The 23,627-nt window shown below is 43.3% G+C and carries 21 protein-coding genes; 6 read left to right on the top strand and 15 right to left on the bottom strand.

Annotated features, from left to right (window positions below; all coding sequences use genetic code 11):
* The first annotated feature begins 5 nt into the window (after window positions 1-5).
* A complete protein-coding gene (rimM, locus tag DZC72_RS02810) occupies window positions 6-533 on the top strand; it encodes a ribosome maturation factor RimM (protein WP_125221376.1) in 528 nt (175 codons plus the stop codon).
* On the opposite strand, the gene DZC72_RS02805 is transcribed toward rimM, so the two are convergent.
* Together DZC72_RS02805 and DZC72_RS02800 are read right to left on the bottom strand one after the other, a co-directional pair.
* A complete protein-coding gene (locus DZC72_RS02805) occupies window positions 530-1,573 on the bottom strand; it encodes a sugar phosphate isomerase/epimerase family protein (RefSeq protein ID WP_125221375.1) in 1,044 nt (347 codons plus the stop codon). The genes rimM and DZC72_RS02805 overlap by 4 nt on opposite strands.
* On the bottom strand, window positions 1,570-4,272 hold the full coding sequence (locus DZC72_RS02800; protein ID WP_243641630.1) for a DUF7133 domain-containing protein: 2,703 nt from the start codon (window positions 4,270-4,272) through the stop codon (window positions 1,570-1,572). Before DZC72_RS02800 ends, DZC72_RS02805 begins: the two co-directional genes overlap by 4 nt.
* Before the next feature lie 204 nt (window positions 4,273-4,476).
* Here DZC72_RS02800 and DZC72_RS02795 point away from each other — a divergent pair, with 204 nt between their 5' ends.
* The gene (locus DZC72_RS02795) at window positions 4,477-5,919 is read left to right on the top strand and encodes a sulfatase family protein (RefSeq protein ID WP_125221374.1); all 1,443 of its coding nucleotides are present in this window, start codon (window positions 4,477-4,479) and stop codon (window positions 5,917-5,919) included.
* Between the two features lie 82 nt (window positions 5,920-6,001).
* Here DZC72_RS02795 and DZC72_RS02790 read toward each other — a convergent pair whose 3' ends face one another.
* A complete protein-coding gene (locus DZC72_RS02790) occupies window positions 6,002-7,954 on the bottom strand; it encodes a CHRD domain-containing protein (RefSeq protein ID WP_207891698.1) in 1,953 nt (650 codons plus the stop codon).
* Window positions 7,955-8,066: 112 nt separating this feature from the next.
* Here DZC72_RS02790 and DZC72_RS02785 point away from each other — a divergent pair, with 112 nt between their 5' ends.
* Both DZC72_RS02785 and DZC72_RS02780 read left to right on the top strand, forming a co-directional pair.
* Window positions 8,067-8,780, top strand: coding sequence for a tRNA1(Val) (adenine(37)-N6)-methyltransferase (locus DZC72_RS02785; RefSeq protein WP_243641629.1), 714 nt, complete (start codon window positions 8,067-8,069; stop codon window positions 8,778-8,780).
* A gap of 50 nt (window positions 8,781-8,830) precedes the next feature.
* Window positions 8,831-10,009, top strand: a complete 1,179-nt coding sequence (locus DZC72_RS02780) for an acyl-CoA dehydrogenase family protein (protein ID WP_125221373.1) — start codon at window positions 8,831-8,833, stop codon at window positions 10,007-10,009.
* A gap of 160 nt (window positions 10,010-10,169) precedes the next feature.
* On the opposite strand, the gene DZC72_RS02775 is transcribed toward DZC72_RS02780, so the two are convergent.
* The 4 genes from DZC72_RS02775 to DZC72_RS02760 all read right to left on the bottom strand — a co-directional run bounded on the left by DZC72_RS02775 (window position 10,170) and on the right by DZC72_RS02760 (window position 14,850).
* Window positions 10,170-11,513, bottom strand: coding sequence for a GH1 family beta-glucosidase (locus DZC72_RS02775; protein WP_125221372.1), 1,344 nt, complete (start codon window positions 11,511-11,513; stop codon window positions 10,170-10,172).
* An 8-nt stretch (window positions 11,514-11,521) separates the two neighbouring features.
* Window positions 11,522-12,517, bottom strand: coding sequence for a glycosyltransferase family protein (locus tag DZC72_RS02770; protein ID WP_125221371.1), 996 nt, complete (start codon window positions 12,515-12,517; stop codon window positions 11,522-11,524).
* A gap of 13 nt (window positions 12,518-12,530) precedes the next feature.
* Window positions 12,531-13,391 (bottom strand): UDP-2,3-diacylglucosamine diphosphatase, encoded by an 861-nt coding sequence (locus tag DZC72_RS02765; protein ID WP_125221370.1) that lies wholly within the window; start codon window positions 13,389-13,391, stop codon window positions 12,531-12,533.
* A 583-nt stretch (window positions 13,392-13,974) separates the two neighbouring features.
* Window positions 13,975-14,850 (bottom strand): nucleotidyltransferase family protein, encoded by an 876-nt coding sequence (locus DZC72_RS02760; protein WP_243641628.1) that lies wholly within the window; start codon window positions 14,848-14,850, stop codon window positions 13,975-13,977.
* A 199-nt stretch (window positions 14,851-15,049) separates the two neighbouring features.
* Between DZC72_RS02760 and hemN the strand changes: the two genes are divergently transcribed.
* Both hemN and DZC72_RS02750 read left to right on the top strand, forming a co-directional pair.
* Window positions 15,050-16,411 (top strand): oxygen-independent coproporphyrinogen III oxidase, encoded by a 1,362-nt coding sequence (gene hemN, locus DZC72_RS02755; RefSeq protein ID WP_125221369.1) that lies wholly within the window; start codon window positions 15,050-15,052, stop codon window positions 16,409-16,411.
* A gap of 24 nt (window positions 16,412-16,435) precedes the next feature.
* Window positions 16,436-17,257: a universal stress protein gene (locus tag DZC72_RS02750; RefSeq protein ID WP_125221368.1), complete on the top strand. Its 822-nt coding sequence runs from the start codon at window positions 16,436-16,438 to the stop codon at window positions 17,255-17,257.
* A gap of 59 nt (window positions 17,258-17,316) precedes the next feature.
* On the opposite strand, the gene DZC72_RS02745 is transcribed toward DZC72_RS02750, so the two are convergent.
* From DZC72_RS02745 to DZC72_RS02710, 8 genes are all read right to left on the bottom strand, one after another.
* On the bottom strand, window positions 17,317-18,708 hold the full coding sequence (locus tag DZC72_RS02745; RefSeq protein ID WP_125221367.1) for a Gfo/Idh/MocA family protein: 1,392 nt from the start codon (window positions 18,706-18,708) through the stop codon (window positions 17,317-17,319).
* A 91-nt stretch (window positions 18,709-18,799) separates the two neighbouring features.
* Window positions 18,800-19,195 carry a group III truncated hemoglobin gene (locus tag DZC72_RS02740; RefSeq protein ID WP_125221366.1) on the bottom strand — a complete coding sequence of 132 codons (396 nt, stop codon included), beginning with the start codon at window positions 19,193-19,195 and terminating at the stop codon, window positions 18,800-18,802.
* A gap of 38 nt (window positions 19,196-19,233) precedes the next feature.
* Entirely contained in the window at window positions 19,234-19,722 is a 489-nt protein-coding gene (locus tag DZC72_RS02735) for a GTP-binding protein (protein ID WP_125221365.1), read from the bottom strand.
* A 10-nt stretch (window positions 19,723-19,732) separates the two neighbouring features.
* Window positions 19,733-20,437 carry a sulfite exporter TauE/SafE family protein gene (locus DZC72_RS02730; RefSeq protein WP_125221364.1) on the bottom strand — a complete coding sequence of 235 codons (705 nt, stop codon included), beginning with the start codon at window positions 20,435-20,437 and terminating at the stop codon, window positions 19,733-19,735.
* Window positions 20,438-20,442: 5 nt separating this feature from the next.
* Window positions 20,443-20,889: a FixH family protein gene (locus tag DZC72_RS02725; protein ID WP_125221363.1), complete on the bottom strand. Its 447-nt coding sequence runs from the start codon at window positions 20,887-20,889 to the stop codon at window positions 20,443-20,445.
* A 15-nt stretch (window positions 20,890-20,904) separates the two neighbouring features.
* Window positions 20,905-22,323 (bottom strand): cytochrome c oxidase accessory protein CcoG, encoded by a 1,419-nt coding sequence (ccoG, locus tag DZC72_RS02720; RefSeq protein ID WP_125221362.1) that lies wholly within the window; start codon window positions 22,321-22,323, stop codon window positions 20,905-20,907.
* Window positions 22,324-22,455: 132 nt separating this feature from the next.
* On the bottom strand, window positions 22,456-23,439 hold the full coding sequence (locus tag DZC72_RS02715; protein ID WP_125221361.1) for a cbb3-type cytochrome c oxidase N-terminal domain-containing protein: 984 nt from the start codon (window positions 23,437-23,439) through the stop codon (window positions 22,456-22,458).
* Window positions 23,436-23,627 carry a CcoQ/FixQ family Cbb3-type cytochrome c oxidase assembly chaperone gene (locus DZC72_RS02710; protein ID WP_125221360.1) on the bottom strand — a complete coding sequence of 64 codons (192 nt, stop codon included), beginning with the start codon at window positions 23,625-23,627 and terminating at the stop codon, window positions 23,436-23,438. The genes DZC72_RS02715 and DZC72_RS02710 overlap by 4 nt, the downstream gene beginning before the upstream one ends.

The following is a 23,627-nucleotide window of genomic DNA, read 5'->3' as shown; positions in this document are numbered from 1 at the left end:
GAACGATGCGAAAGGAAGATTGTTTCTACCTAGGCAAAATCGTTTCAAAATATAGTTTTAAGGGGGAGGTCCTTGTTAAATTGGATACGGATGACCCCGAGATTTACGAAAATATGGAATCAGTATTCGTTTCTTTAGGAAACAATCTGGTTCCATTTTTTATTAAACGTTCCCGGTTGCATAAATCCGACTTACTTCGCATCGACTTTGAGGAAGTGAAAAATGAGTCGGATGCGGACAGAATCATGCGCTGCGAACTCTACTTGCCTTTATCCATGTTGCCAAAACTTACGGGCAATAAGTTCTATTATCATGAGGTTATCGGCTTTAGTGTTGTAGACGATGTCCATGGGGACATAGGAATTGTTGAAGGTGTAAACGATACTACCTCCCAAGCACTTTTCGAGGTTAAAAAAGGGGACAAACAGTTGTTGATCCCCATCAATGATGAAATCATTAAAAAAGTAGACAGGCAGTCGAAGACCATAACCGTTACTACTCCAGAAGGTCTGGTAGACCTATATCTTTCTTAACCTTCCAGTGCTTCTTTTGCGTAGGCCAAACAATTTTTCACTTCGGTGATGGCATCAGAACCTTCGGGAATATCATATTCCAACTCAATGGTGGCAGGAAAGGAATACCCATTGTCGCGCATCATTTGCAATGCCTCAACGAGTGGTGTATCACCTTCGCCCCATACCACGTTGCCTTGGCCGTGAGCCGGTGTCTGTCTATCCTTAATGTGCATACTCAGAATATGGTCATGCTTATCTGCGATGATATCCAACGGGGCTTCATTACCAGCGGCCACAAAATGACCTAAATCAAGATTTAGTGCGTTGTATTTGGATTGTTCCAGAGCCGTGTCCCAAAACGTAGGTGTTTGTTGGGTGTGTCCGTGATAGGCAACATAGATGCCATGTTTCGCAGCCATTTCCCCTAATTTTTTCGTGTGTTCATCATCGCTTGGATGTTCCAAGGTCACATGGGAGGCTCCTAATGCCTTTGCAGCCTTGAACCCATAGTTTATTTCTTCATCGGTATTGTCTTTGCCAAAGGCATTGGGTTTGAATGCGTAAATGGTTACCCCGGCATCATTATACATTTTCTTAAGTTCCTTAAACTTGTCCATGGAAACTTGAGACCTCCAGGTAGCCACTTTTTCATTATAGACGTCCATGGCCTTTTGCATTTCCTTCAATTTTTTTTCATCTGCTGCTGTAATTGTTCCTTCCCTTTTGGAGCGCATTAATCCCCAAAGCGTTCGTCTGTCCAAAGAACTTTTGGGTTTTCCGGCAAAGGATTCAGCTGGATCCCCCATTAATTCAATGGCGTTAATACCAGATTCCAATACATATTGTAGCGTAGCTTCTGCACTTTGGTCAGGCATACTTCTAAAGGAATAGGTAATTACCCCAATTTGTACCCCTTTTATTTTAGAATTAGGAAAAGGTGAATTCAGCAACCTATTTCTGCCAAAAATATTTGGACCTACTAGCGTTGTCCCAAGGGCTAAAGCGGCGGAACTCGAAATAAAGTTTCTTCTGGAAACTATGTTTTTTTTGTTATTCATAATACAGGTTTTTTTGATGCTCCATAAATCTTCATTTGTCTCATGGACCATGGTATTTCACGGTCCTCTTGCGGACCAAAGTTTTTCGTTAAGCTCATACGAATAAACTTGGCCTCATCGGGGTCGAAAATCAGGGAAACATCTGCCTGCTCTCCTTCGCCTTTTTCAATTTCTTTCCATGAACTTCCATCCATAGAGGTTTCTAATCTATAGCCACGCGGAAAGGTGTGAAGTGGCGGTGGCGATCCGGGACGCCAACCTCTGGATATGGGGGTTGCGTTAAAGTGAATTTCAGAGACGCTCATAGGTTCCGGAAACTCTATTTGAAACCACATGCCCTCTTCCTGATTACCTCCTGTACTCCATCCCTCAAAATTAAATGCACTGGTAGGGGAAGCACGGCCACCAATTCGTGTGGGTACGGAATGGCTCGCCGTTATGTTCCAATCTTCATTTGGTACCAAGAGTTGCGGAACCGATGTCATCAACTCATCATAGACATAAGGTGCTTTGCGATCCTCCGTTTTGGTCCTAACACTATGGACATCCTCGGCGGATACTAAAGTGGCTTCATTGGATAAATTGGTCCGGATGTAGGATACAATGGACGCAATCCAATCATCGGATTGTTCTTTGTTACCCACCATAATACCCGCGGGATAGGTTTTTCCATCCAATGGACCTTCCAGTCCGTGCATCACCGTTTTAATAACATATTCCGGGTGGGATTGTACCCGGGTAGAACCGCTCAAGGCGGGTGCCATGACCAAACCATCTCCAACCGGTGTTCCTGTGCCATCGTTTCCATGACACTGTACACAGAGTTCATTGAAGATGACCTTTCCTTTTTCCAATGAGTTTTTCTGAGCGTCAGTAAGCTGATTATTACCAACTTCCCACCAATTTTTGACTTCTTTTGGTTCTAAAATCTGTGTGCCAATGGTCTGTATTCCTTTGGCCAAATTCGATTTGAGTAATTTTTTAAGGGCCGCGTCGAAGGATGGGACTTCAAGGATGTGTGCCGACAAAACGGCCTGTAAGGCCACATCCACAATTTTATCCTCAAGTAGTTTTAAATAATCCTCTCCAAGCGATTTTTTACCGGATTTGTATAATGTTTCTCCCGCACGCATGGCCTGAATACGCATTCTTGGATTGGGGTCGTCCATTAATTTTTTAACCATTTTCTCTTTCAACGAACCCAGACCCTCCAAGCACCACAAGGCATGAAAACGAGCCAATGTGTTATCGTTATTATTAACCATGGCTTCAAGTTCTGGAACGATACTCCTATCCTGTGACAACACGATCAACTGTTGTGCCATGTCCCGCCACCAACCATTGGGATGTTCCAAGTGCTTTACAAGTTGGGCCGGTGTTTCATTGAGCATATTCGGTTTGGTCTTGTCCCGTTCCTTGCTAGCATGCGTAATACGCCAGATTCGGCCGAGCCCAATGACCTTATCCAGTTGGTACTGCTCAATTTTGGTACGTAGATATGTGCCTTTTTGTGTCCAATTACCCTCTTGTATGATGCCATGGTACATATCGGTAATATACATGGTGCCATCTGGTGCGGTCGTCATATCTACTGGACGGAACAAAGGGTCAGTTGATCTCAAAAACTCCGACTTTTGATCTTGAAATACATTGTGCAAGGTCGTTATTCCTTCATTGACTACGGGATTTACCTGACGCACGATCCGGGCCACAGGTTCCCCATAGAATAACTGTCCGTACAGCTCTTTTGGCAATCGGTCACCCCTGTAAATGTCGTTTCCAGCAGCTCCGGTAACCCGTTTAGGTCCTCCGTTATTTTCCCGTACCCGGTCCATACCTTCTTGCAGATCACCTATCAAAACAGGTGCGCCCCAAGGTTCTTCAAAACCTTCGGCATAATTGTCGTTATCCTCATAATCGAAATTGCCATAATGTACGGGTTGTTGAAATTGGGAGGGAAGGCCGCTTGCGCCTCCCAAAAACCAAACTTTTCCGTCATCATCGTGTGTTACTCCCCATTGTGCTCGGTTATACCCCGTATTTTCACGGATGACCCCAGTAGGTGTTTCCCGTACTCTAAAAGCGTTATAGGTACTGTAGAGCCAATTGTCCATATTATAATACATAAAGGCTTGTTGGTGTTCCACATTACCAGAGCGTCCGTAATTGGTAGTGAAAAGCTCTTTTTTATCAGCTTTTCCGTCACCATCGGTATCGGTGAACTTATACACATTATCTTCATCGGAATTCATGGTCAGCACGGCATCCTTTCCATAGGGTAGTACAAAACGCGGGAAAATAAGACTGTCTACGAAGACCGTCCCCGTTTCATAAACACCATCATTATCGGCATCCTCCCACCTTGAAATCCTACTGGTAGGTTCCAAAGTTCCGTCAGAATCGGCAGTGAGCATATAGGTGCGCAGTTCCAATACGAACATGCGACCGTTTCCGTCAAATGAAATCGCCCCGGGTTGCTGTATTTGTGGTTCGGTGAGAATGGGTTCAATATGGTAGCCTTCGGGCAATAAAAACTTTTTTGCCTCTTCCTCCGGATATAAAGGTAGCACTGGTGCCTTGGGCCCCAAATCTGCTCCTTTCCAATCTTCATGCTCAGGATCTGCACCTTCCGGTAGGGAAACAACTGGAAGTGAATCGGACATGGAGGAAATAACTTCCGCAACACTATCTTTATCCACTTTGCTTTTTTCTGAAGAGCAGCTAAATAAACAAAGTATTGTTAGGGCCTGCAATAAAATAACGGAGTGCAAGCCGCAATTATTGGTTTTTTTCTTGTTTTTTAAACTCATTTTGGCGATGGTCATTCTATATATAAGTTCGGAAATTAACTATATTCATGGCATCTAACAAGGATTTTAACGCTGTGTTTTTAAAAAGTGTCAATGAAACATTTAAATTTTAATGGAATTGTCTTTTTTACCCTACTTTTAATACAGTCTTGCGAAGAAACCAAGGTGAAAACTACATCGGATGAAAATCGACCACCCAATGTCGTTTTGATCTTTACGGACGACCAAGGCTATAATGACGTAGGAGTTTTTGGGGCTGGTGATATAAAGACCCCTAACCTGGACCAAATGGCAAAAGAGGGGTTGAAATTGACAAGTTTCTATGCCGCACAAGCAGTTTGCTCCGCATCTAGGGCAGGTATCCTGACGGGATGCTACCCTAATAGGATTGGCATCCATAATGCATTGATGCCAAACAGTAAGGTTGGACTTAACCCAGAGGAAACTACTTTGGCAGAAATACTAAAAGCAAAGGGGTATGCTACAGGAATTTTTGGTAAATGGCACTTGGGAGATGCACCCGAATTTATGCCCAATAATCAAGGATTTGATGAATATTTTGGGATTCCTTATTCCAACGATATGTGGCCTTTGCATCCACAGCAAGGGCCGGTATTTAATTTTGGCCCCTTGGAACTTTATCACAATGAGAAAGTAATAGATACGCTTACTGATCAATCCAATCTGACCACGATGATTACGGAAAGAAGTGTCAGTTTTATTAATAGCAACAAGGACAAACCATTTTTTCTATATGTTCCCCACCCACAACCCCATGTACCCTTGTTTGTTTCTGATAAGTTCAAGGGAAAATCGGATAGGGGGCTATATGGCGATGTGATTATGGAACTGGATTGGTCCGTGGGCGAAATTTTAAAAGCTCTGGACAAGAATGGTCTCACCGAAAACACGATTGTAATTTTTACGTCGGACAATGGACCTTGGCTCGCCTATGGAAATCATGCCGGTAGTGCATATCCTCTCAGGGAAGGCAAAGGTACGGCTTGGGAAGGCGGCCAGCGGGAACCTTTTCTGATAAAATATCCTAAGAAAATACCCGCGGATAGGGTGGTGGACGCACCGGTCATGGCCATCGATATTTTGCCAACCATCGCCGAGGCAACAAATGCCCAATTGCCCCAAAAGAAAATAGACGGTAAAAGTGCTTGGAGTCTGTTCACGGGCCTAACCGAGAATAGTCCCCAAAAGGCCTATTTCTATTACTATCACGTCAATGAACTGTTTGGGGTGCGCTATGGAAAATGGAAACTGTATTTTCCCCATACCTATAGAACCATGGAAGGTCAGGAACCGGGCAAGGACGGTCTGCCAGGTGATTATAAATTGGTCGATTTGGAAGAAATAGAATTGTATGATTTGGAAAATGATGAAAGTGAGACCAAAAACATGGCCGGGGAATATCCGGAAGTTGTGGAAGTAATTAAGGCTATGGCCGATGCAATGCGTGCCGAGTTGGGTGATAGCCTTATGGGAATGGAAGGCAGCGAACGCAGGGAGCCTGGAAGAGCCAAATAGAAATACATCAGATTTCATTCTAATCAATACTAAAAATGGCGACCAAATTTGGTCGCCATTTTTTTTAAATTATAAAATGTTCTTATTCGTTTATTCCTATGTCGGCCTGTGCAACCAAAGTTGCAAGGTCATCCGGACTTAAATGTACATTTATATAACCGTCAACACCCAATACGTCCTGATAACTGAACGGGGTTTCATCGTCCAAGATTTCAACATGCGTGCTACTCATGCCCGTAGTCCCGTCAACTGGATTAAAGCTAAAAATAATTGGGCCAGTTTCTGCAGCACTATTTGCATGGATATGGGCTGGGTGAACGCCATCTGCCGGGGTTCCTGTGAGTTCGATTACCGCCAGGGCATTACCGCTTACCCGTTCAAAAAAAGTTGCATTACCGCTAATTCCGGGAACATCTACCGTAGCCAAGGCATACGTTTTGGAAGTACCTGTTAATTCATTCTCACCTATGTCACCTTGTGCTACCAAAGTAGCCAAATCGTCTGCGCTTAAATGAATATTAATGTATCCATCCACAACAAGTACATCTTCATATCCAAAAGCGGTATCGTCATCTAGGGTAGCCACATTCGTCTTACTCATACCAGTGGTACCATTCACAGGATTAAACGTAAACAAGATGTCACCTGATTCCGCGGCACTATTCGCATGGATATGTCCTGGGTGCATGCCACCATCTGGAGTACCTTCAAGCATGATAGTTGCCAAAGCCTCTCCATTAACGCGCTCTTCGAAGGTCGCTGTACCAGAGATAGTCGGTACCGCAACGGAACCTAATTCGTATGTTTTGGCTTCCCCGGTCAATTCATTCTGTCCAATATCGCTTTGTGCAACCAAAGTCGCCAAATCATCGGCACTTAAATGAACATTGATATAACCATCTACCTCCAACACTTGGTCGTAGCCAAATGAAGTATCGTCATCCAACGCGGTTACATTGGTCATGCTTTTTCCTGTAGCACCATTTACAGGATTAAAAGTAAAGATGATGTCTCCACCTTCAGCGGCCGTATTCATGTGAATATGTGCAGGATGTGTTCCGTCTTCAGGGGTGTTATTTAACATTAGTGTTGCCAGTGCTTCACCGTTGACCCGCTCTTCAAAAGTGGCCGTACCGTCAATTCCTTCCACATCCACGGAAGCTAGTTCATAGCTTTTGGATTCCCCTGTCAGTTCGTTTTGTCCAATATCCCCTTGGGCTACTAAAGTCGCCAGGTCATTGGCACTTAAATGGATATTGATATATCCGTCATAGGTAAGCACATCGTTGTAACCAAAAGCGGTACCGTCATCCAACATAGAGACGTTTGTATTACTTATGCCGGTAGCACCATTGACTGGATTGAAGGTGAAAGCAATATCACCACCTTCTGCAGCCGTGTTCATATGAATGTGTCCTGGGTGCATTCCATCAGCGGGCGTATTGTTCAATACAATTGTAGCTAAAGCTTCCCCATTTACTCTTTCTGAAAATGTAGCCGTACCGCTAATTTCTTCAATCGCCACACTGCCCAGCTCATAAACTTTGGTTTCTCCGTTTAGTTCATTTTGACCTATATCACCTTGGGCAACCAAAGTTGCAAGGTCATCTGCACTGGCATGGACATTGATATATCCGTCAAAATCCAACAGTTCTTCGTAGGAAATTGCGGTTCCATCGTCCAAAGTGGAGAAAGTAACGGAACTCATTCCTGTGGAACCGTCCACCGTTCCCAAGGTAATTGCTATATCCCCACCTTCCGCGGCGGTATTAAAGTGGATATGCGCGGGATGCATTCCTCCACTTGGGGTATTCTGCAGCTCCAGCTCAACGGTAATGGAGTTGTCCTCGTTATCAATAATTTTGGCTGTACCCGATATGTCCGGATTGGAAACGGAGCTCAATTGATAGGTTTCGGAATCGCCTCCATCGATTATTGGAGGTATAAAGTCACCGTCGTCATCACTACAAGAGGTGAAGAGCATTGCGCCCATGACTATGGGCAGGATAAATCTAAATGTTTTTCTTAGTTTCATAATAATTGTTTTTATGTATGTTTATGTACGGAAGAATTTCCAAGGGGTTTGGTTTTTAATTTTTTGAACCTTTGGCCCTGTCCATTTTCGATACATTCCAAAAAACAATTCGTTGAAGGAAACTTTTTGCTTTAAAAAATTTAAAATTGACCAAGAACGTTGTGCGATGAAAATTGGGACCGATGGAGTCCTTTTAGGCGCGTGGACGGATGTTGATTTTGAGCCACAATCCATTTTGGATATTGGTGCAGGTACAGGTGTATTATCCCTAATGTTGGCCCAAAGATGCGATGCGCTTACCATCGATGCGCTTGAAATCGATGAAAATGCCTACGAACAATGTGTGGATAATTTTGAAGCTTCTCCTTGGGGCGACCGACTCTATTGCTACCATGCCGGATTGGACGAGTTTGTCGATGAAATGGATGAGGTATATGATTTGATCATTAGTAATCCTCCTTTCTACAGTGAAAAGGTTTCCAGTGGCAACACTCTAAGGGATTTGGCACGCCAGAACGATACATTGCCTTTTACGGAATTGGTGGAAGGTGTTTCCAAATTATTGTCCGATGCGGGTCGGTTTTCGGTCATAATTCCTTTTAAGGAAACTGAAGTATTTATCAATTTGGCGAATGCCGAAGCTCTTTATGCTTTGAGAGTCTGCCATATCAAAGGTCATGAGGATGCCCCTTTCAAAAGAAGTCTGATCGAATTTTCAAGAACAAAGGCCGATACAATAGTTGAAGTTTTGATTATAGAGAAAGAAAGGCATGTGTATACCAACGAATATATTGCACTGACCAAAGACTTTTATCTAAAAATGTAACTTATTGTTTTGACAATGTTATATTTTTACTGCACTTATAAATTGCATGTATGAAACCTGACTTATTCGAAGCTCCCGACTATTATAATTTGGATGATTTACTTTCTGAAGAACATAAATTGGTACGTGATGCTGCCAGGCAATGGGTGAAGAGGGACGTTTCTCCTATTATTGAAACGTATGCCCAAAAGGCCGAGTTTCCCAATCAGATTATTGGTGGACTGGCCGAGATTGGAGCTTTTGGTCCCTATATTCCCGAAGAGTACGGAGGCGCGGGACTTGACCAAATCAGTTATGGCCTTATCATGCAGGAAATAGAACGCGGGGATAGTGGTGTACGTTCAACGGCATCCGTACAGTCCTCCTTGGTCATGTACCCCATCTTTACCTACGGTAATGAAGAACAGCGCAAGAAGTACCTACCTAAAATGGCAAGTGGGGAGATGATGGGCTGTTTTGGTTTAACGGAACCCAATCATGGTTCCAATCCGGGCGGTATGGAAACCAAGTTCAAGGATATGGGCGACCATTATTTGTTGAACGGGGCAAAATTGTGGATTTCAAATTCTCCCTTTGCGGACATCGCCGTAGTTTGGGCCAAGAACGAGGAGGGAAGGATTCACGGACTCATCGTAGAACGTGGTATGGAAGGATTCTCTACTCCGGAAACACATAATAAATGGTCCTTACGGGCCTCGGCCACAGGAGAGCTTATTTTCGACAATGTAAAAGTGCCCAAGGAAAATTTGCTACCGAACAAATCGGGGCTTGGGGCGCCGTTGGGTTGTTTGGACTCGGCCCGATATGGGATTTCCTGGGGCGCCATAGGAGCTGCAATGGACTGCTATGATACGGCCTTGCGATATGCGAAGGAAAGGGTGCAATTTGGCAAGCCAATCGCCGCTTTTCAATTGCAGCAGAAAAAATTGGCCGAAATGATTACGGAAATCACCAAGGCCCAATTATTGGCATTTAGGCTGGGTCAGCTAAAGAACGAGGGTAGGGCCACAACGGCCCAGATTTCCATGGCAAAACGGAACAATGTGGAAATGGCCATCAACATAGCTAGGGAAGCCAGACAGGTTTTGGGCGGTATGGGTATCACCGGTGATTACAGTATAATGCGCCACATGATGAATCTGGAGAGTGTGATTACCTATGAAGGCACCCATGATATCCATCTCTTGATTACCGGAGCGGATATTACGGGCCACCAAGCCTTTAAATAAGATAACAAATTGCTTAGGTTATCTTAACATATCCTCAAAAATAGGGCCTTATTTTTGCCCTGCGTGTAATAAGATTCATGTAATTTTTGAGTTAGTTAGCTAAAGCCGATGGGAGCATCGGCTTTTCTATTTCTTTTAGAACAATCAGTACGCATTACTGTTAAACTTCCAAAAACTTCTTATACCACTTTCCCGATTTTTTCACGGTGCGTTTTTGCGTCTTAAAATTGACATGGACCAATCCAAAACCGGGGTGGTATCCTTCGGCCCACTCAAAATTATCCGTGAGCGTCCACACGAAGTACCCATGAACGTTTAACCCTTCCTTTTTGGCTTTTAGTACTTGCTCCAAGTGGTCCTTAAGGAACTTCTGTCTTTTTTTGTCCTTGATTTTTCCTTCTGTGAACGTATCCTGAAATGCGGCCCCGTTCTCCGTGATGATAAGATCGGGCAACGTTTTATAACTGTTGTATTTGCGTATCATTTCATAGATACTGGGTGGATATACCTCCCAATCCATCAATGTGGTGCGAACATTTCTTTTGGGGGCTTCTATGATCTTGGCCTGGATGTAAGGAATAAAATAGCTGTGTTGTACAACCTCCCTAGTATAGTTTTGAATGCCGATGAAGTCAAATTCAAATCGACTTTTCTCCATATCCCCAGGGAGTATATAAGGTCTTAGTTTTTTTAAGATCGGCAAATCTTTTTCAGGATAGCCTAGACCCAAAACAGGTTCAATAAAAATACGGTTTAAAAGTGCATCTACCCTTTTTGCCGCTTTGATGTTCCTTGGTGATTTGTTTTTTGGTACAATGTAGGAACAGGAGTATGTAGTTCCAATTTTTGCATCGGGAATCCATTTTCGAATCATGCGTCCCCCAACCGCTTGAGACAATTGCGCGTGATGAACGGCAGGAAGAAAATTGCGCATTCCTTTTTTTCCCGGGGCGTGGACTCCCAAAAAATAGCCACCGCCGGTAAACACCATAGGTTCGTTCAGTACCATCCAATGTTTGACCCGGTCGCCAAAGGATTGGGCGCAAACCTTAGTGTATTCCCCAAACCAATCCAAGATTTCCCTGTTGGTCCATCCTCCCTTCAACTCAAGCTCGTGGGGTAGGTCCCAATGGTATAAAGTGATCCAAGGAGTTATGTCCTGTTCCAGGCAATAGTCGATGACCCTATTGTAGAAGGCAATTCCCTCCGTATTTATTTTACCCGTGCCCGTAGGCAATATCCTGCTCCAGGAAATGGAGAACCTAAAATTTGGGATATTCAAGGATTTCATCAGGTTGATATCTTCCTTGTACCTGTGGTAAAAATCACAACTGGTTTTGGCCGTATCGTTTCCGCGAATTTTTCCCTTCCTTGAGGTAAAAACGTCCCAAATGGAAGGCCCTTTGCCATGTTTGTCATGGCCCCCCTCAATCTGGAAAGCGGCCGTGGAGACCCCCCAAATAAAATCCTTGCTAAAATCTGAGGAGTGAATCTTTTTCGTCATTTGGAGACTTATTCCTGCAAGCTTTTCTGAAGTAGTTTTTGAACTATTTCATTGGTAATATTCGGGTAATCTACTTCAATTTTTTTATTGGATGCCACCCAATCCATGACCTTGGGCAGGTGCTTTTCCTTTAAGGATTTTATGACGGGAATGTTCATTTCCTGCAAAGCGGCCGCATTGCATTGTTGTTCATATTGACCTTTCATAGGAACTACGAGTAGCTTCTTTTGCATATAAAGTGCTTCCGCTGGGGTTTCAAAACCTGCCCCGCATAGAACACCCTTGCTAGTGGCCATACTTTGCACAAAGGCTACATTGGTAATGGGGCGTATGCTCAAATTCTTGGTGACCGTTTCCCGGTTGTTGTGCTTTGAAAATACATCCCACTTTACATTGGGTATTTGTGAAAGAAAATGAATGATTTTTCCATCACTGTAGGATGGAAGATAGACCGTGTAGTGTTCCCCCTCGTAAACGTTTGCATTACGAATATCGGCCCGGATAATAGGAGTAAAAATACCCTCGTCATAGGATTTAAAATGCAGGCCAAAGTGATGGCTGCCGGGCGCATAGTTCTTTAGTATCATTTTACCCAAGCTGTCCTTTTTCTTTGGTTTGGGGGCGTTGTTGGATAGTACGGCCGATTGATGGCTGAAACTAAAGCAAGGTTTTTCCGCCAGTTTGCAGGCCCATGCGGAAACAGGTTCAAAATCATTGATGATCAAATGGTAGTTCTGGACCGGAATGCTTCGGATTTCCTTTTGCAATCGCAGGGTGTTCGATTTTACGTAGGTCTTCCACATATCCACGCCCCCTTTTTTTCCGAATATGAAGCTCAATCCCTTGCATCGGTATTTAACTGAGTAGGGCAAATCGATATCGGCCTGTGTACCACTGATCAGGATATCCAAATCTATATTTTCATTAAGCAGAGCCGGAATTACGTCCCTTGCCCTGCTTAAATGCCCGTTTCCAGTACCTTGAATGGCATATAATACCCGCATAGACTCTGTCGTATTATTTCAGTTTTACCAATCCGCTTGTCCTGAATTCGTCCAAAAGGCTTTGGAACAGTTCGGCCCTTTCAAGGACTGGATGGTCCTCATGAGGATCCTCCAATTGAATTTGCATGCCCTTGTCATTGTAAAAGGAGTAGAGCTCCCATTGACCGTGGTTGTATTCCAACGCAGTTAGGTTTTCTATCCAATCCCCAGAATTTAGGTAGGTTACTTCTCCCTTATCCGTAGAAATCTTACGAATTTCGGGTTGATGAATATGTCCGCATACAACGTATTCATAGCCATTTTCTATGGCTATTTCAGAGGCCGTCGTTTCAAAGTTATTGATGAATTTGACTGCGGATTTTACGCCGTTCTTTATTTTTTTGGACATGGAAATAGGTCCGAGCCCCAATTGTTTGCTGATAAAATTAATGCCCCTGTTCAACAGAATCAAAAAGTCATAGCCCTTGGCCCCAAGTTTGGCGACCCACTTGGAATGCTGCATGGTAACATCAAATACATCCCCATGAAAGAACCATGCTTTTTTACCGTGAACGGGCAAAACCACTTTATTGACGATATTTAACGAACCCATTTGAAATCCTGTAAATTTCCGAAGCATTTCATCATGGTTGCCCGTGATGTAATGTACTTTGATGCCCTTTGCGATCCAGCCCATAAGATATTTGACCACCTTCATATGCGATTTGGGCCAGTAGCGCTTACTGAACTGCCAGATGTCAATAATGTCACCGTTTAGTATAACTTCCTTTGGAGCAATTGACTTGAGGTATTGCAATAGTTCGTTGGCGTGGCATCCATAAGTGCCTAGATGCACATCGGATATGACCACGATATCAACAGGTCTTTTTTTCATAAGGGTCGATGAATTGATGGTGATTTTTTCTTGAGAGGGATAGACTGAGGGGTGAGTTTACTGCAAAACTTGGGGAAAATGTAGTAAGAAGTTTCAGTCTTATTTTCACGAGTTAAAATAAAGAATATGAGATCCCTAAATGAATATTTCCTTTAAGCGAGGTATATAGTTCACCATAAAAAATCCCTGATTACAAAATTGACTTTTTAACGCGCTATTTCGGTTACGTGTAACTTATCTTTTAGTTATTTGATCGTTAAGCTATTTATCAATGGTTCATTTAAAATTACAGATGTAAAAGGCTTCTAAGAATGAAAGAAATTTCGGCAAACCACAATTTAAATAGGTTTGACAACAAATAGCGCCCCACTCACAACAAATAGTTCTTGAGCGCAAGGAAAGCTGCTACATTTACATCGTAATAAAGCAGTAAATAATTTTTCATTTTCATATAGTGTTCTCGTAAAAGAGTCTGGTTAAAAAAAGCCAGACTCTTTTTAGTTTCAACCCTTTTGGTAATCTTTAAAACACAAAAAAGGCCGGTAGCAACAACTACCGGCCTTTTTAATTTTTTAGGAGTTTTCTACCACAAAGGTGTTTTGTAAAGTCCTTCGTCGGTCTTGGACTGCAGGTTCTCCACAGCCTTTTCCCGATCACTGGCATAAGTAACCCCAAACCATTCCGCACCAGATGGAATACATTTTACCTCCACTTCGTTGGCCTGTAGCATTTCCTGGATCATAAAAGGAAGATACAGCTCGCTGGATGCGATTTTTTTCTCGTCCTGTAGGAATACCTTCAATTCAGCATCTATCTTGTCAAAAATGGAAGGCCTACAAACCCAGAAATTCATACTGGCTTGTTCGTCGCCCGTAAATTTGAGTCCGGTATCCTCATCCACGATTTTGTCGCCCTGTTGGACCAGTTTTAATCGTTCGTTTACGGATACCAGGTTATCTCCCGCTACCTTACAAACACCTCGGGATACGGAGCCATGTTCGGATAGCGTATCTTTTAGCGTATACCCTAGAAGGGCATAGGCTTCGTTATTTGATTTTATAAAATCGGCAGCCTTTTTATAAACGGCCTGTCCGTAATAATCATCCGCATTCAAGACCACAAAAGGTCCGTCAATGACATTTCTGGCCGTCCATACCGCGTGCGCGGTTCCCCAAGGTTTTTGACGATCGCCCTTATAATCTACACCATCGGGCAGATCCGTCAATTCTTGGGCCAGTACATTTATTTTAATGTTTTTTGGTAATCTTTCGTTTAAATATTCCTCCAAAAAGGAAACATTTTCTTTTTTGGTGATGACCACTATTTGTTCAAAATTGTTCTGTAGTGCATCGTAGATGGCAAACTCCATCAAGAATTCCCCCTCGGGTCCCAAATCATCGAACTGTTTCAGTTTTCCATATCTACTTCCGCTACCTGCGGCCATTAAAAGTAATGTCATGATTTTAAATTTTAATATCCAAAAATAAGGATTGTGATGAAATTAGCGGTGAAGAATAGGCAAACAGTGTAGGATTCCCCATGAAGTTACTTTTTTCTTCCAAAGTATGCTTATTGTCCAAGATGGGTATTCCAAACTGACAATTATCATATTTTTTGGGAGGCACAAGGAGTAGCTTTGTACCATATTCAAACCAACTATGTGCAATCTTATTCATAAATATAATATTCCGGGTCCAAGGTATACCAGTTACCCAACGGTCCCTTTTTGGGATATTCATTCGTTTTCCGGCAAAAAATGGGAAGCGACCGTAAAACAGAGTTTTTCCGAATCGAATTCCAAGGAAGGCATAAGTCTATACATACATCTTCCCTTTTGTGAGAGTATGTGTACATTTTGCGGGTGTCATAAGCGTATCACCAAAAGACATGAAGTTGAGGTACCTTACATAAGGACTTTATTGAAAGAATGGTCCTTATATCTTGAGTTGTTTGACGAACGGCCTAAAATCAAAGAACTTCATTTAGGTGGCGGTACCCCTACATTTTTTAGTCCGGAAAACCTGCAGATGCTTATCAACGGTTTTTTTAGAAGGGCCGATAAGGCGGAGGATTACGAATTTAGTTTTGAGGGCCATCCCAACAACACGACCAAGGAGCACCTGCAGGCGCTTTACGATGTTGAGTTTAGACGTGTGAGTTATGGCGTACAGGATTACAACGAGACCGTTCAAAAGGCCATCCACCGGGTGCAATCTTTTGAAAACGTGAAGAACGTTACGGATTGGGCTAGGGAAATTGGGTATACCTCCATCGGTCACGATATCATTTTTGGGTTACCGCACCAAACCTTGGAACACGTACTCGAAACCATAGAAAAAACGAAAATCTTACAGCCAGATAGATTGGCCTTTTATAGTTATGCTCATGTGCCTTGGCTCAAGGGAAATGGTCAGCGTGGTTATAAGGATTCCGATCTGCCGTCCGCCGAGGAAAAGCGTACACAGTACGAAGTAGGGAAACTGGAACTGGCAAAGGCAGGATATACGGAAATAGGGATGGATCATTTCGCCTTGGATACGGACAGTCTTTATCGATCCATGAAAAATGGCAAACTGCACCGGAACTTTATGGGGTACACCGCTTCCAAGACACAATTGATGGTAGGTCTGGGAGCCTCCAGTATTAGCGATAGTTGGTACGGTTTTGCCCAGAATGTCAAGAGTTTAGAGGAATATCAGCACTTGGTGGAGAATAATATCATACCCATTTTTAGAGGCCATATTTTAACCGATGAGGATATCATTATCAGAAAGCATATTCTAAATCTAATGTGCCAATTGGAGACGCTCTGGTTCGGGGAACCCATGCAGTTCAAGGAATTACCTGTGGTGATGGACAGGTTGAAGGAGATGCAGGACGACGGACTTCTAGAAATGACCCAATATCAATTGCGGGTCACTGAAAAGGGACGCCCATTTGTTCGAAATATATGTATGGCGTTCGATTTGAAATTGCACGAAAAAACACCGGAGACCCGATTGTTCTCCATGACCATTTGATTGTTTAACCTAAATCTTGTAAAAATGAAAAGTATCATTGTCCCTATAGATTTTTCGGAAATATCCGAGTATGCCTTTGAGGTAGCGGCTTCCATAGCCAAAAAACACAATGCCACGCTGTACGTGCTGCACATGCTGGAATTGAATCAGGCAATGCTTACCTCCACCGAAGGTTTCCACCCGGAACAGACTGTTTTCTTGATAAAATTGGCCGAAAAGCGATTGAATGAATTCTTGGACAAACCGTATTTGAAAGGTGTCAAGGTTGAGCCGATAATAAAGCACTACAAGGTCTTTGGTGAAATCAGCGAAGTTGCCGAGGAGAACGATGTGGATTTGATCGTGATGGGCAGCCAAGGTGCGGACGGACTCAAGGAAATGTTCGTAGGTTCCAATACGGAAAAAGTGGTTAGAAATTCTGATATCCCCGTTTTGGTCATCAAATCCAAAATATCCGATTTTAATCCGAAGCAGATCGTTTTTGCCTGTGATCTCAAAAATGAAAATATCCATGCCCTACAACGGGCCAAGTACATCGCCGACAGCTTTTCGGCGGAACTAAAATTGGTCTATATCAACACCCCTGGTGACGATTTTTTAAGCACCGCCGAAATACAAAAGAGGATAAAATCCTTTTGCGAGCTAGTCGGGTTTGAACTATTGATTGCCATCTACAACGATTATAACGTGGAACGGGGCGTACTGAATTTTGGAATGGAGAGCAATGCCGATATGATCGGGGTTCCCACCCATGGTAGAAAGGGACTTTCCCATTTCTTTATGGGCAGCATAGGGGAGGACATTGCTAACCATGCAACGCTACCTGTGGTCACCTTTAAGATTTAGTTAGAAGCAAGGAATCACAGTTTTTAGTTGGTTGAAAAGGGTGCGTAGGCACCCTTTTTTTATATGAGCTTCATTTTTACGGGATCCCAGTTCACGGGTTGCTGTTTGTAATAACTGTCATTCGCCAAGAGCGCGGCACCAGCGGCCCTTAATCCAAAGGTTGGATCTTGGATTACGGAACCCTTGTTCCTAATGGCCGTAAAGAAATTGTTGAAATGATCATAGTGGCCTCCTTTATAATCTCGTTCCGCCTCCCAAGTGGTTGTGCCCGTACTTAAGGAAGAAGACCTAGGTTCCAAGGTTTCCAGGTCATAACCGGCCCTGATCTTTTCCTGCATTTCCTCGGTAAACGAAACCATGGAGTATCCATGGGGTATCATACTCAGTTTGGAACGTCTTACGGTCACCGAATTTTGACCCACTTCCATTTCCCCCTCGGTACCGATTAGCTTAAAGCCCCCACCACCGCCACTACCGGCGATGAAATTGATCCTAAAGGCCGCATTAAAGGCGGCATGCGTATCGGTTTGAGGATAATCGTATAAGGTAATGGAAACATCGGGTACATCCCGGCCATCCTTCCAATAACGGAGTCCGCCGGTTGCCAGGGCACGGTTAGGCCCCATGGAACTAATTACGTGGTTTAAGGTTGAAAAGGCATGTACGAAAAGATCACCCGCAACTCCGGTCCCGTAGTCCCTGTAGTTTCGCCACCTGAAAAAGCGTTTGGGCTCAAAAGGAACTTTGGGCGCTTTTCCTAGAAAGGTATCGAAATCAACGGTTTTTGTATCGGCATCCGGAGGGATGGGATATTGCCATGCGCCTTCGGCGGAATATCGGTCGTTATACATATCCAACATGACCAAATCTCCAATGGCACCTTCCTCATAGAGTTTTTTTGCTTTTTCATTGCCCAATGAAGACATACCCTGACTCCCAATTTGGCATATTTTGCCGCTTTCTTTTTGAGCGTTGATAATGGCCTGGCCTTCTTCAGGTTTTTGCACCATGGGTTTCTCGCAGTACACATGCTTACCGGCTTTTAGGGCATCGATCGTAATTTTTTGATGCCAGTGGTCCGGTGTCGCAATGATTACCGCATCTATGTCCTTTCTGTTCAATATATCCCTATAATCCCTAGTGGTGTAGATGGATGCTCCCCAAAGTTCCTTAGCCCTTTCCAATCGGCCTGCGTACAGGTCACAGGCGGCAACCAATTGGACACCGTCTACTTTTAGTGCCGTCTGCGTATCATAAATTCCTTGGATACCTGTTCCAATCAGGGCGAGGTTTATTTGGTCGTTTGCCGAAAAGGAATGCGCTGTATAGTGTCTGCTAAGAATCAGTTTTTCTTCGAAGCTTGCGGCCAATAGAAACGGACTGGAAGTTACGGCTGCGGATGTCAAGGTCGCCTTTTTTAGAAAGGACCTTCGGGAGTTTTTCTTGCTCATAATCAAAACGGGCTTGGCTTTTACTTGAATTCGTCGGTTTTAAAAATAGGAATTTTTGAACGATAAATCCTAGGGAAAACGAGCCGTCTGTCTATTTGGCGGTACGATGTTCAAAAATTTTCATAAAGAGCATGGTGTTCATTTTCCTTGCCCTGTTCTTTGCGATCCATGCCGTTTCCCCGGAAAATAGTTCGTCTATCGTGGCGAACCAAAGGTTTAGCCAAATGCCAAAGTGCTCCATGGACATGGTGTTCCCCATGTAATCATCGGTCTTAATGTGGGCCTTTATCGGGTCACCGGTATATTTTCTTTTTAGGAACAATTGGGATTCCCAGAAATCCGTCAAAATTTCAAAATGGGCATCCCAATCGGAAATAATTCCATTGAAAATGGGTCCTAAGGTGTTCTCTTTCCGCACTTTTTCGTAAAAAGTGTTTACAAGGAGTGCTATGTCTTTTCGGGTCTTGATTTCCGGCTTATCGCTCATACTAGTAAAATACACATTTCAATGGAAAAGGGTTGCAACTACCCCAAAGTTTCCATCATAAAGGCGTAAAGTTCCTGTATTTGGGGCTTGCCTTTTCTTTTACCCAGTTGCCCAAAGGTATAGAGTGCGAACCAAACGACCACCAATAAGACCATAAACCCAACTTGAAGTCCGTAGGGTTTGTTGAGCGATGCACTTACATAGGCCCAAATACCCACAATAATGAACAGGGTGGCTACCACAAAATGCAGAAACATGAAAAAGGTCCATAGGGTTGGGTTTGGACCAAAAAAACCATAGATTTTGGATGTTCTATCGTCCAAGGCATCTATTTCCAAGTGTAATTGGGGAGAGCCAAAATGGGTGGTCTCCTTGTTGTATTTTATGAAGATATGGTTGTCCAGGCAATTGACCAGAAAGGGCGCTTTTTTTGAATCGATGAACTTTCGCAACAATTGCTCCCTGTTTCCCAAAATTTCGAGCTGAAACCGTGGCCTAAGGACAATATCGTTGGATAGTTTCTTCATTAGAATTATATCATGGATGACATTCCATTTCTGCCGATACCATTTGGGTAACCGGTTTTGGGGAGATGTAAGGGATTCCCAAGCCAAGACCGCGTAATATGAAAAGTGTTCCCATAAGGACCACAAAAACGGGAATTAGTTTCTGGATGCGTTTCTTTGCGTTTCCTTTCAAAAATGCACTAAAATAAACGGCCGTGGTCATTAGGGGAACTGTGCCCAGTCCAAAAAGCACCATGTAAAGGCTGCCCTGGGCGACCTCGCCCATGGCTATGGCCCCGAACAATGCCATATAGACCAAGCCACAGGGAAGAAAACCGTTTAGGAATCCAATGGTCAAAAAGGTGTCGGCCGATTTCTTTTTGAACTCTTGGCCCAATCTGCTTTTTATTTTTGATATGGCCCTATATACCGGGCGTCCCAATTGAAATCTGTTTAAGGTTTTGGCAGGAATCAGTACCAACAGAATCATTACAATACCAACGGCAATGGACAGTCTTTGCTGCATTCCAAAGACATACAGCCCTTTCCCCAATAGCCCAAAAACCAGTCCGATGATACCATAGGCTAATAGTCTACCTATGTGATACAGGCTGATCTGGCCAAACTTTTTAAGATTGTTTTTATGGTCCACCGGCAGCATAAAGGCTATGGGTCCGCACATGCCTACGCAGTGAAGACTTCCCATAAAACCCAATATGAGGGCAGAAAGAAGCATGATTTCTAATAGATTATATTTTCCTTATGCAAGTAATCCGTGCCATTGTAATTCCAATGTATTTTAATGTCCCAGCGACCATCCAACAAGCGGTTGTCAGGTATGAGCAAATGGTTATTGGACAAACTTATGGGTAAGTCAAAATCCAATTGCTTATTAGATGGTCTGTATAGGGACACTGTGCCTTCAATTTCTCTTGGGTTCACTTTTTCTGGGAAAATTATTTCAAGTCCATCCGGACTTTTTCTCACCTGTAATTTATTGATGTCCTTTGTGGCATTGTTTTGGGCATCGATTTCTTTTTGATAGGCCAATTCCTGCCTATAATAATCCTCTGTTACAAGGTCGTGGTTGGCACGGTTGTCAGTACTCATCCGTACCACAAAGAAGAGGATAAAGCCAATAAAACCTATAAATGCCAGTACAATTCCGGTTCCCCAATTAATTTTCATTGTGTATATTTTTAATTATTTATAACTTCTAGGGGCCATAAAGGAGCATAGGGTCGTCTCGACCAATTCATCTCCACTATATACTCCCACTTTTACCTTTTCCTTATCGCTTTTTACGGCGGCGTTGTTAATCTCAATAAATAGCGTTCCTTCGGCCAAATCCTGTGCAGGAACCTCAAAGTTCTCGTTACGGACCAGTTTTATGGTTCCCTTGTGGGAAATCAATTTAAAGCTAACGTCCTCTACAGGTTTGGTGGTTTTGTTCACCAATTTATAGGTGTAAACATTGCTTATGATGTTCCCTTCCTTGTGCTCATAAAGTTGACCCGGTAACCTAAGGATATTCGCTTCCAAGTCGTTTCTTAAAAACAGCATCCCGACCAAGACACCAATTAAAATGGTCAATACGGCAGAATACCCTTTTAAACGTGGCGTGAATTTGAATTTCTCCTTTTTGGTGATTTCGTCCTCGCTTGCATACCTAATGAGTCCCTTTGGGAGGTTTACCTTTTCCATGATGGTATCGCACTCATCGATACAGGCAGTACAGTTCACGCACTCCAGTTGGGTTCCGTTCCTAATATCGATTCCTGTAGGGCACACGTTCACGCATTGAAAACAATCGATGCAATCCCCATAGCCAAGGGCTTCCCGATCCTCGTTTTTACGCCATTTTTTACGGCCGTTTTCCGCCTCGCCGCGTTTGTGGTCGTAGGCGACTACAATGGATTTATTGTCCAGCAATACACCTTGCATTCTACCATAGGGGCATGCGATGATACAGACCTGCTCCCTAAACCAGGCAAAAACAAAATAGAACACTCCCGTAAAAATCAATAAGGATACGATGGTACTTACGTGCTCAAAAGGCCCGTCTGTGATATACCTGATCAATCGGTCGCTACCGATAAGATAGGCCAAGAATACATTGGCGATCAAAAAGGAAATGATAAAGAAGATGAACCACTTTAATAACCTTTTCCTAATTTTCTCGGCATCCCAAGCTTGTCGGTCCAATTTTATCTGGGCCCCACGGTCCCCATCGATCCAATACTCGATCCTTCTGAAGACCATTTCCATAAAAATGGTCTGAGGGCACATCCATCCGCAGAAAATACGTCCAAAAGCAACGGTAAACAGCGCGACAAATATCACACCGATAATCATGGAAATAACGAACAAATGAAAATCCTGGGGCCAAAACGGAAATCCAAAAATATTGAAACGGCGTTCCAATACATTGAACATCAAAAATTGGTTCCCATTAATTTTTATAAAGGGTGCGGCGAACAAAAAGGCCAGCAGAAAATAGCTCACGTATTTTCTGTATTCGTAGAACTTGCCACTTGGTTTTTTTGGAAAAATCCAAGCCCTTTTTCCTTCTTCGTTTATCGTTCCAATGGAATCCCTAAAGTTTTCTTGATCTTGTGCCATTACGGTTTAATTTGTCTTGCTTTTACTAGGGATAGGAATACTGTTATTATTGGCTTTTAATGTTTTGGTGTCGGTTTTTTGAAACGCCATATGCCAAATGAGTGTGGCATGTGGCCATCCAAAAGGAGTCCGTTATTCAATTACGGTACCCTCTTCGTCAATAGTTTTAATGAATTCTAACGTGTCGACTTCAACTTCTATCATGACCGAATCCACGGCGGATGCTCCGTCCACATCCATGTGTGGGTTTACGATAATATCACCTTCGGGGGCTTTTGGATTGGCCGGAGTCGTACCCTGAAAGTTCAGAACATAACTTGCCACTTGCGCCATTTCTACTGGTTTTAGGCTTTGCTTCCAGGCAATCATACCTTTTCCGTCCCTTCCACCTTCCGAAATGGTGTTGAAAACCGATTTAATATCGCCACCCAATATCCAGTTCTGGTCCGTAAGGTTTGGACCTATTCCACCGCCACCATCTGCCATGTGACAGGCTACACAATTCGTTTCAAAAATGGTTTTACCTGCGGCAATGTCCGATGCATCGGTTAAAACTTCCACGGTATTTACATCTACCAAGTCCTTCGCATTTTTCTTGTATTCCGCTATTTCGGCTTCTGCCAAGGTCATTTCCGTAAGGTATTCGGTATCTTGATCGTAGTCATGGAAAACATGGAAGCGAACCAAGTAAACGACGCCAAAAATGATGGTGGCATAAAACATATATACCCACCATGGCGGAAGTTTGTTGTCCAACTCCCTGATACCATCATAATTGTGATCCAAAATAATTTCACCTTCTGCTTCAATAGGTTTGGAGCCCAATAGCTTTTCGTACATTCTTTTGCCCCAGGCCCATTCAATGCCCTGTTGCTTGGAAGCCAGGTAACGTTCCTTTGCTTCCTCTGAGAGGGTCTGGAACATGACGTTCTCAATGGAGGCCAGGATAAGCTCTATGCCCACAAGCAAAAGAATTATAAAGCCTAAAAATAGTGCGACAATGGGTTGGTCCAGAAAGGCGGGTTTGTCCCCGGAGTCCACAAAAAACTCCGTCAATCCAAATATGATAAAAAATAGTAGTGGAAGTCTGATCCACCAAGGTCCTAGGTTCTTCATAATTCAATGTTTTGTTGGTTGTTATTGTCTAGTGGGATGTCGCTCACCTCTTTGACATACTCCTTGGATGCGGTAAAGACCCACCAGAAGAGAACGACGAAGAAGACGAAGAAGATCATCAATGAAATCATTGGGTAGGTGGCCACCCCCTCAATGTTTTCCATATATCCTTTTACAAACTTTAGCAT

The organism is Maribacter algicola (assembly GCF_003933245.1).
GTDB classification, from domain to species: Bacteria; Bacteroidota; Bacteroidia; order Flavobacteriales; family Flavobacteriaceae; genus Maribacter; species Maribacter algicola.
The sequence above is the reverse complement of the archived record's forward strand: the minus strand, read 5'-3'. Positions and strand labels throughout refer to the sequence as shown.

Coding starts and splice junctions, on each gene's coding strand:
- DZC72_RS02740 (WP_125221366.1), bottom strand. CDS start 19,195: ATGAGCGATAAGCCGGAAATCAAGACCCGAAAAGACATAGCACTCCTT.
- DZC72_RS02775 (WP_125221372.1), bottom strand. CDS start 11,513: ATGACGAAAAAGATTCACTCCTCAGATTTTAGCAAGGATTTTATTTGG.
- DZC72_RS02805 (WP_125221375.1), bottom strand. CDS start 1,573: ATGAATAACAAAAAAAACATAGTTTCCAGAAGAAACTTTATTTCGAGT.
- DZC72_RS02730 (WP_125221364.1), bottom strand. CDS start 20,437: ATGCTTCTTTCTGCCCTCATATTGGGTTTTATGGGAAGTCTTCACTGC.
- DZC72_RS02745 (WP_125221367.1), bottom strand. CDS start 18,708: ATGAGCAAGAAAAACTCCCGAAGGTCCTTTCTAAAAAAGGCGACCTTG.
- DZC72_RS02725 (WP_125221363.1), bottom strand. CDS start 20,889: ATGAAAATTAATTGGGGAACCGGAATTGTACTGGCATTTATAGGTTTT.
- rimM (WP_125221376.1), top strand. CDS start 6: ATGCGAAAGGAAGATTGTTTCTACCTAGGCAAAATCGTTTCAAAATAT.
- DZC72_RS02760 (WP_243641628.1), bottom strand. CDS start 14,850: ATGACATTACTTTTAATGGCCGCAGGTAGCGGAAGTAGATATGGAAAA.
- hemN (WP_125221369.1), top strand. CDS start 15,050: ATGTGCAATCTTATTCATAAATATAATATTCCGGGTCCAAGGTATACC.
- ccoG (WP_125221362.1), bottom strand. CDS start 22,323: ATGGCACAAGATCAAGAAAACTTTAGGGATTCCATTGGAACGATAAAC.
- DZC72_RS02735 (WP_125221365.1), bottom strand. CDS start 19,722: ATGAAGAAACTATCCAACGATATTGTCCTTAGGCCACGGTTTCAGCTC.
- DZC72_RS02715 (WP_125221361.1), bottom strand. CDS start 23,439: ATGAAGAACCTAGGACCTTGGTGGATCAGACTTCCACTACTATTTTTT.
- DZC72_RS02710 (WP_125221360.1), bottom strand. CDS start 23,627: ATGCTAAAGTTTGTAAAAGGATATATGGAAAACATTGAGGGGGTGGCC.
- DZC72_RS02780 (WP_125221373.1), top strand. CDS start 8,831: ATGAAACCTGACTTATTCGAAGCTCCCGACTATTATAATTTGGATGAT.
- DZC72_RS02765 (WP_125221370.1), bottom strand. CDS start 13,391: ATGAAAAAAAGACCTGTTGATATCGTGGTCATATCCGATGTGCATCTA.
- DZC72_RS02790 (WP_207891698.1), bottom strand. CDS start 7,954: ATGAAACTAAGAAAAACATTTAGATTTATCCTGCCCATAGTCATGGGC.
- DZC72_RS02795 (WP_125221374.1), top strand. CDS start 4,477: ATGAAACATTTAAATTTTAATGGAATTGTCTTTTTTACCCTACTTTTA.
- DZC72_RS02750 (WP_125221368.1), top strand. CDS start 16,436: ATGAAAAGTATCATTGTCCCTATAGATTTTTCGGAAATATCCGAGTAT.
- DZC72_RS02770 (WP_125221371.1), bottom strand. CDS start 12,517: ATGCGGGTATTATATGCCATTCAAGGTACTGGAAACGGGCATTTAAGC.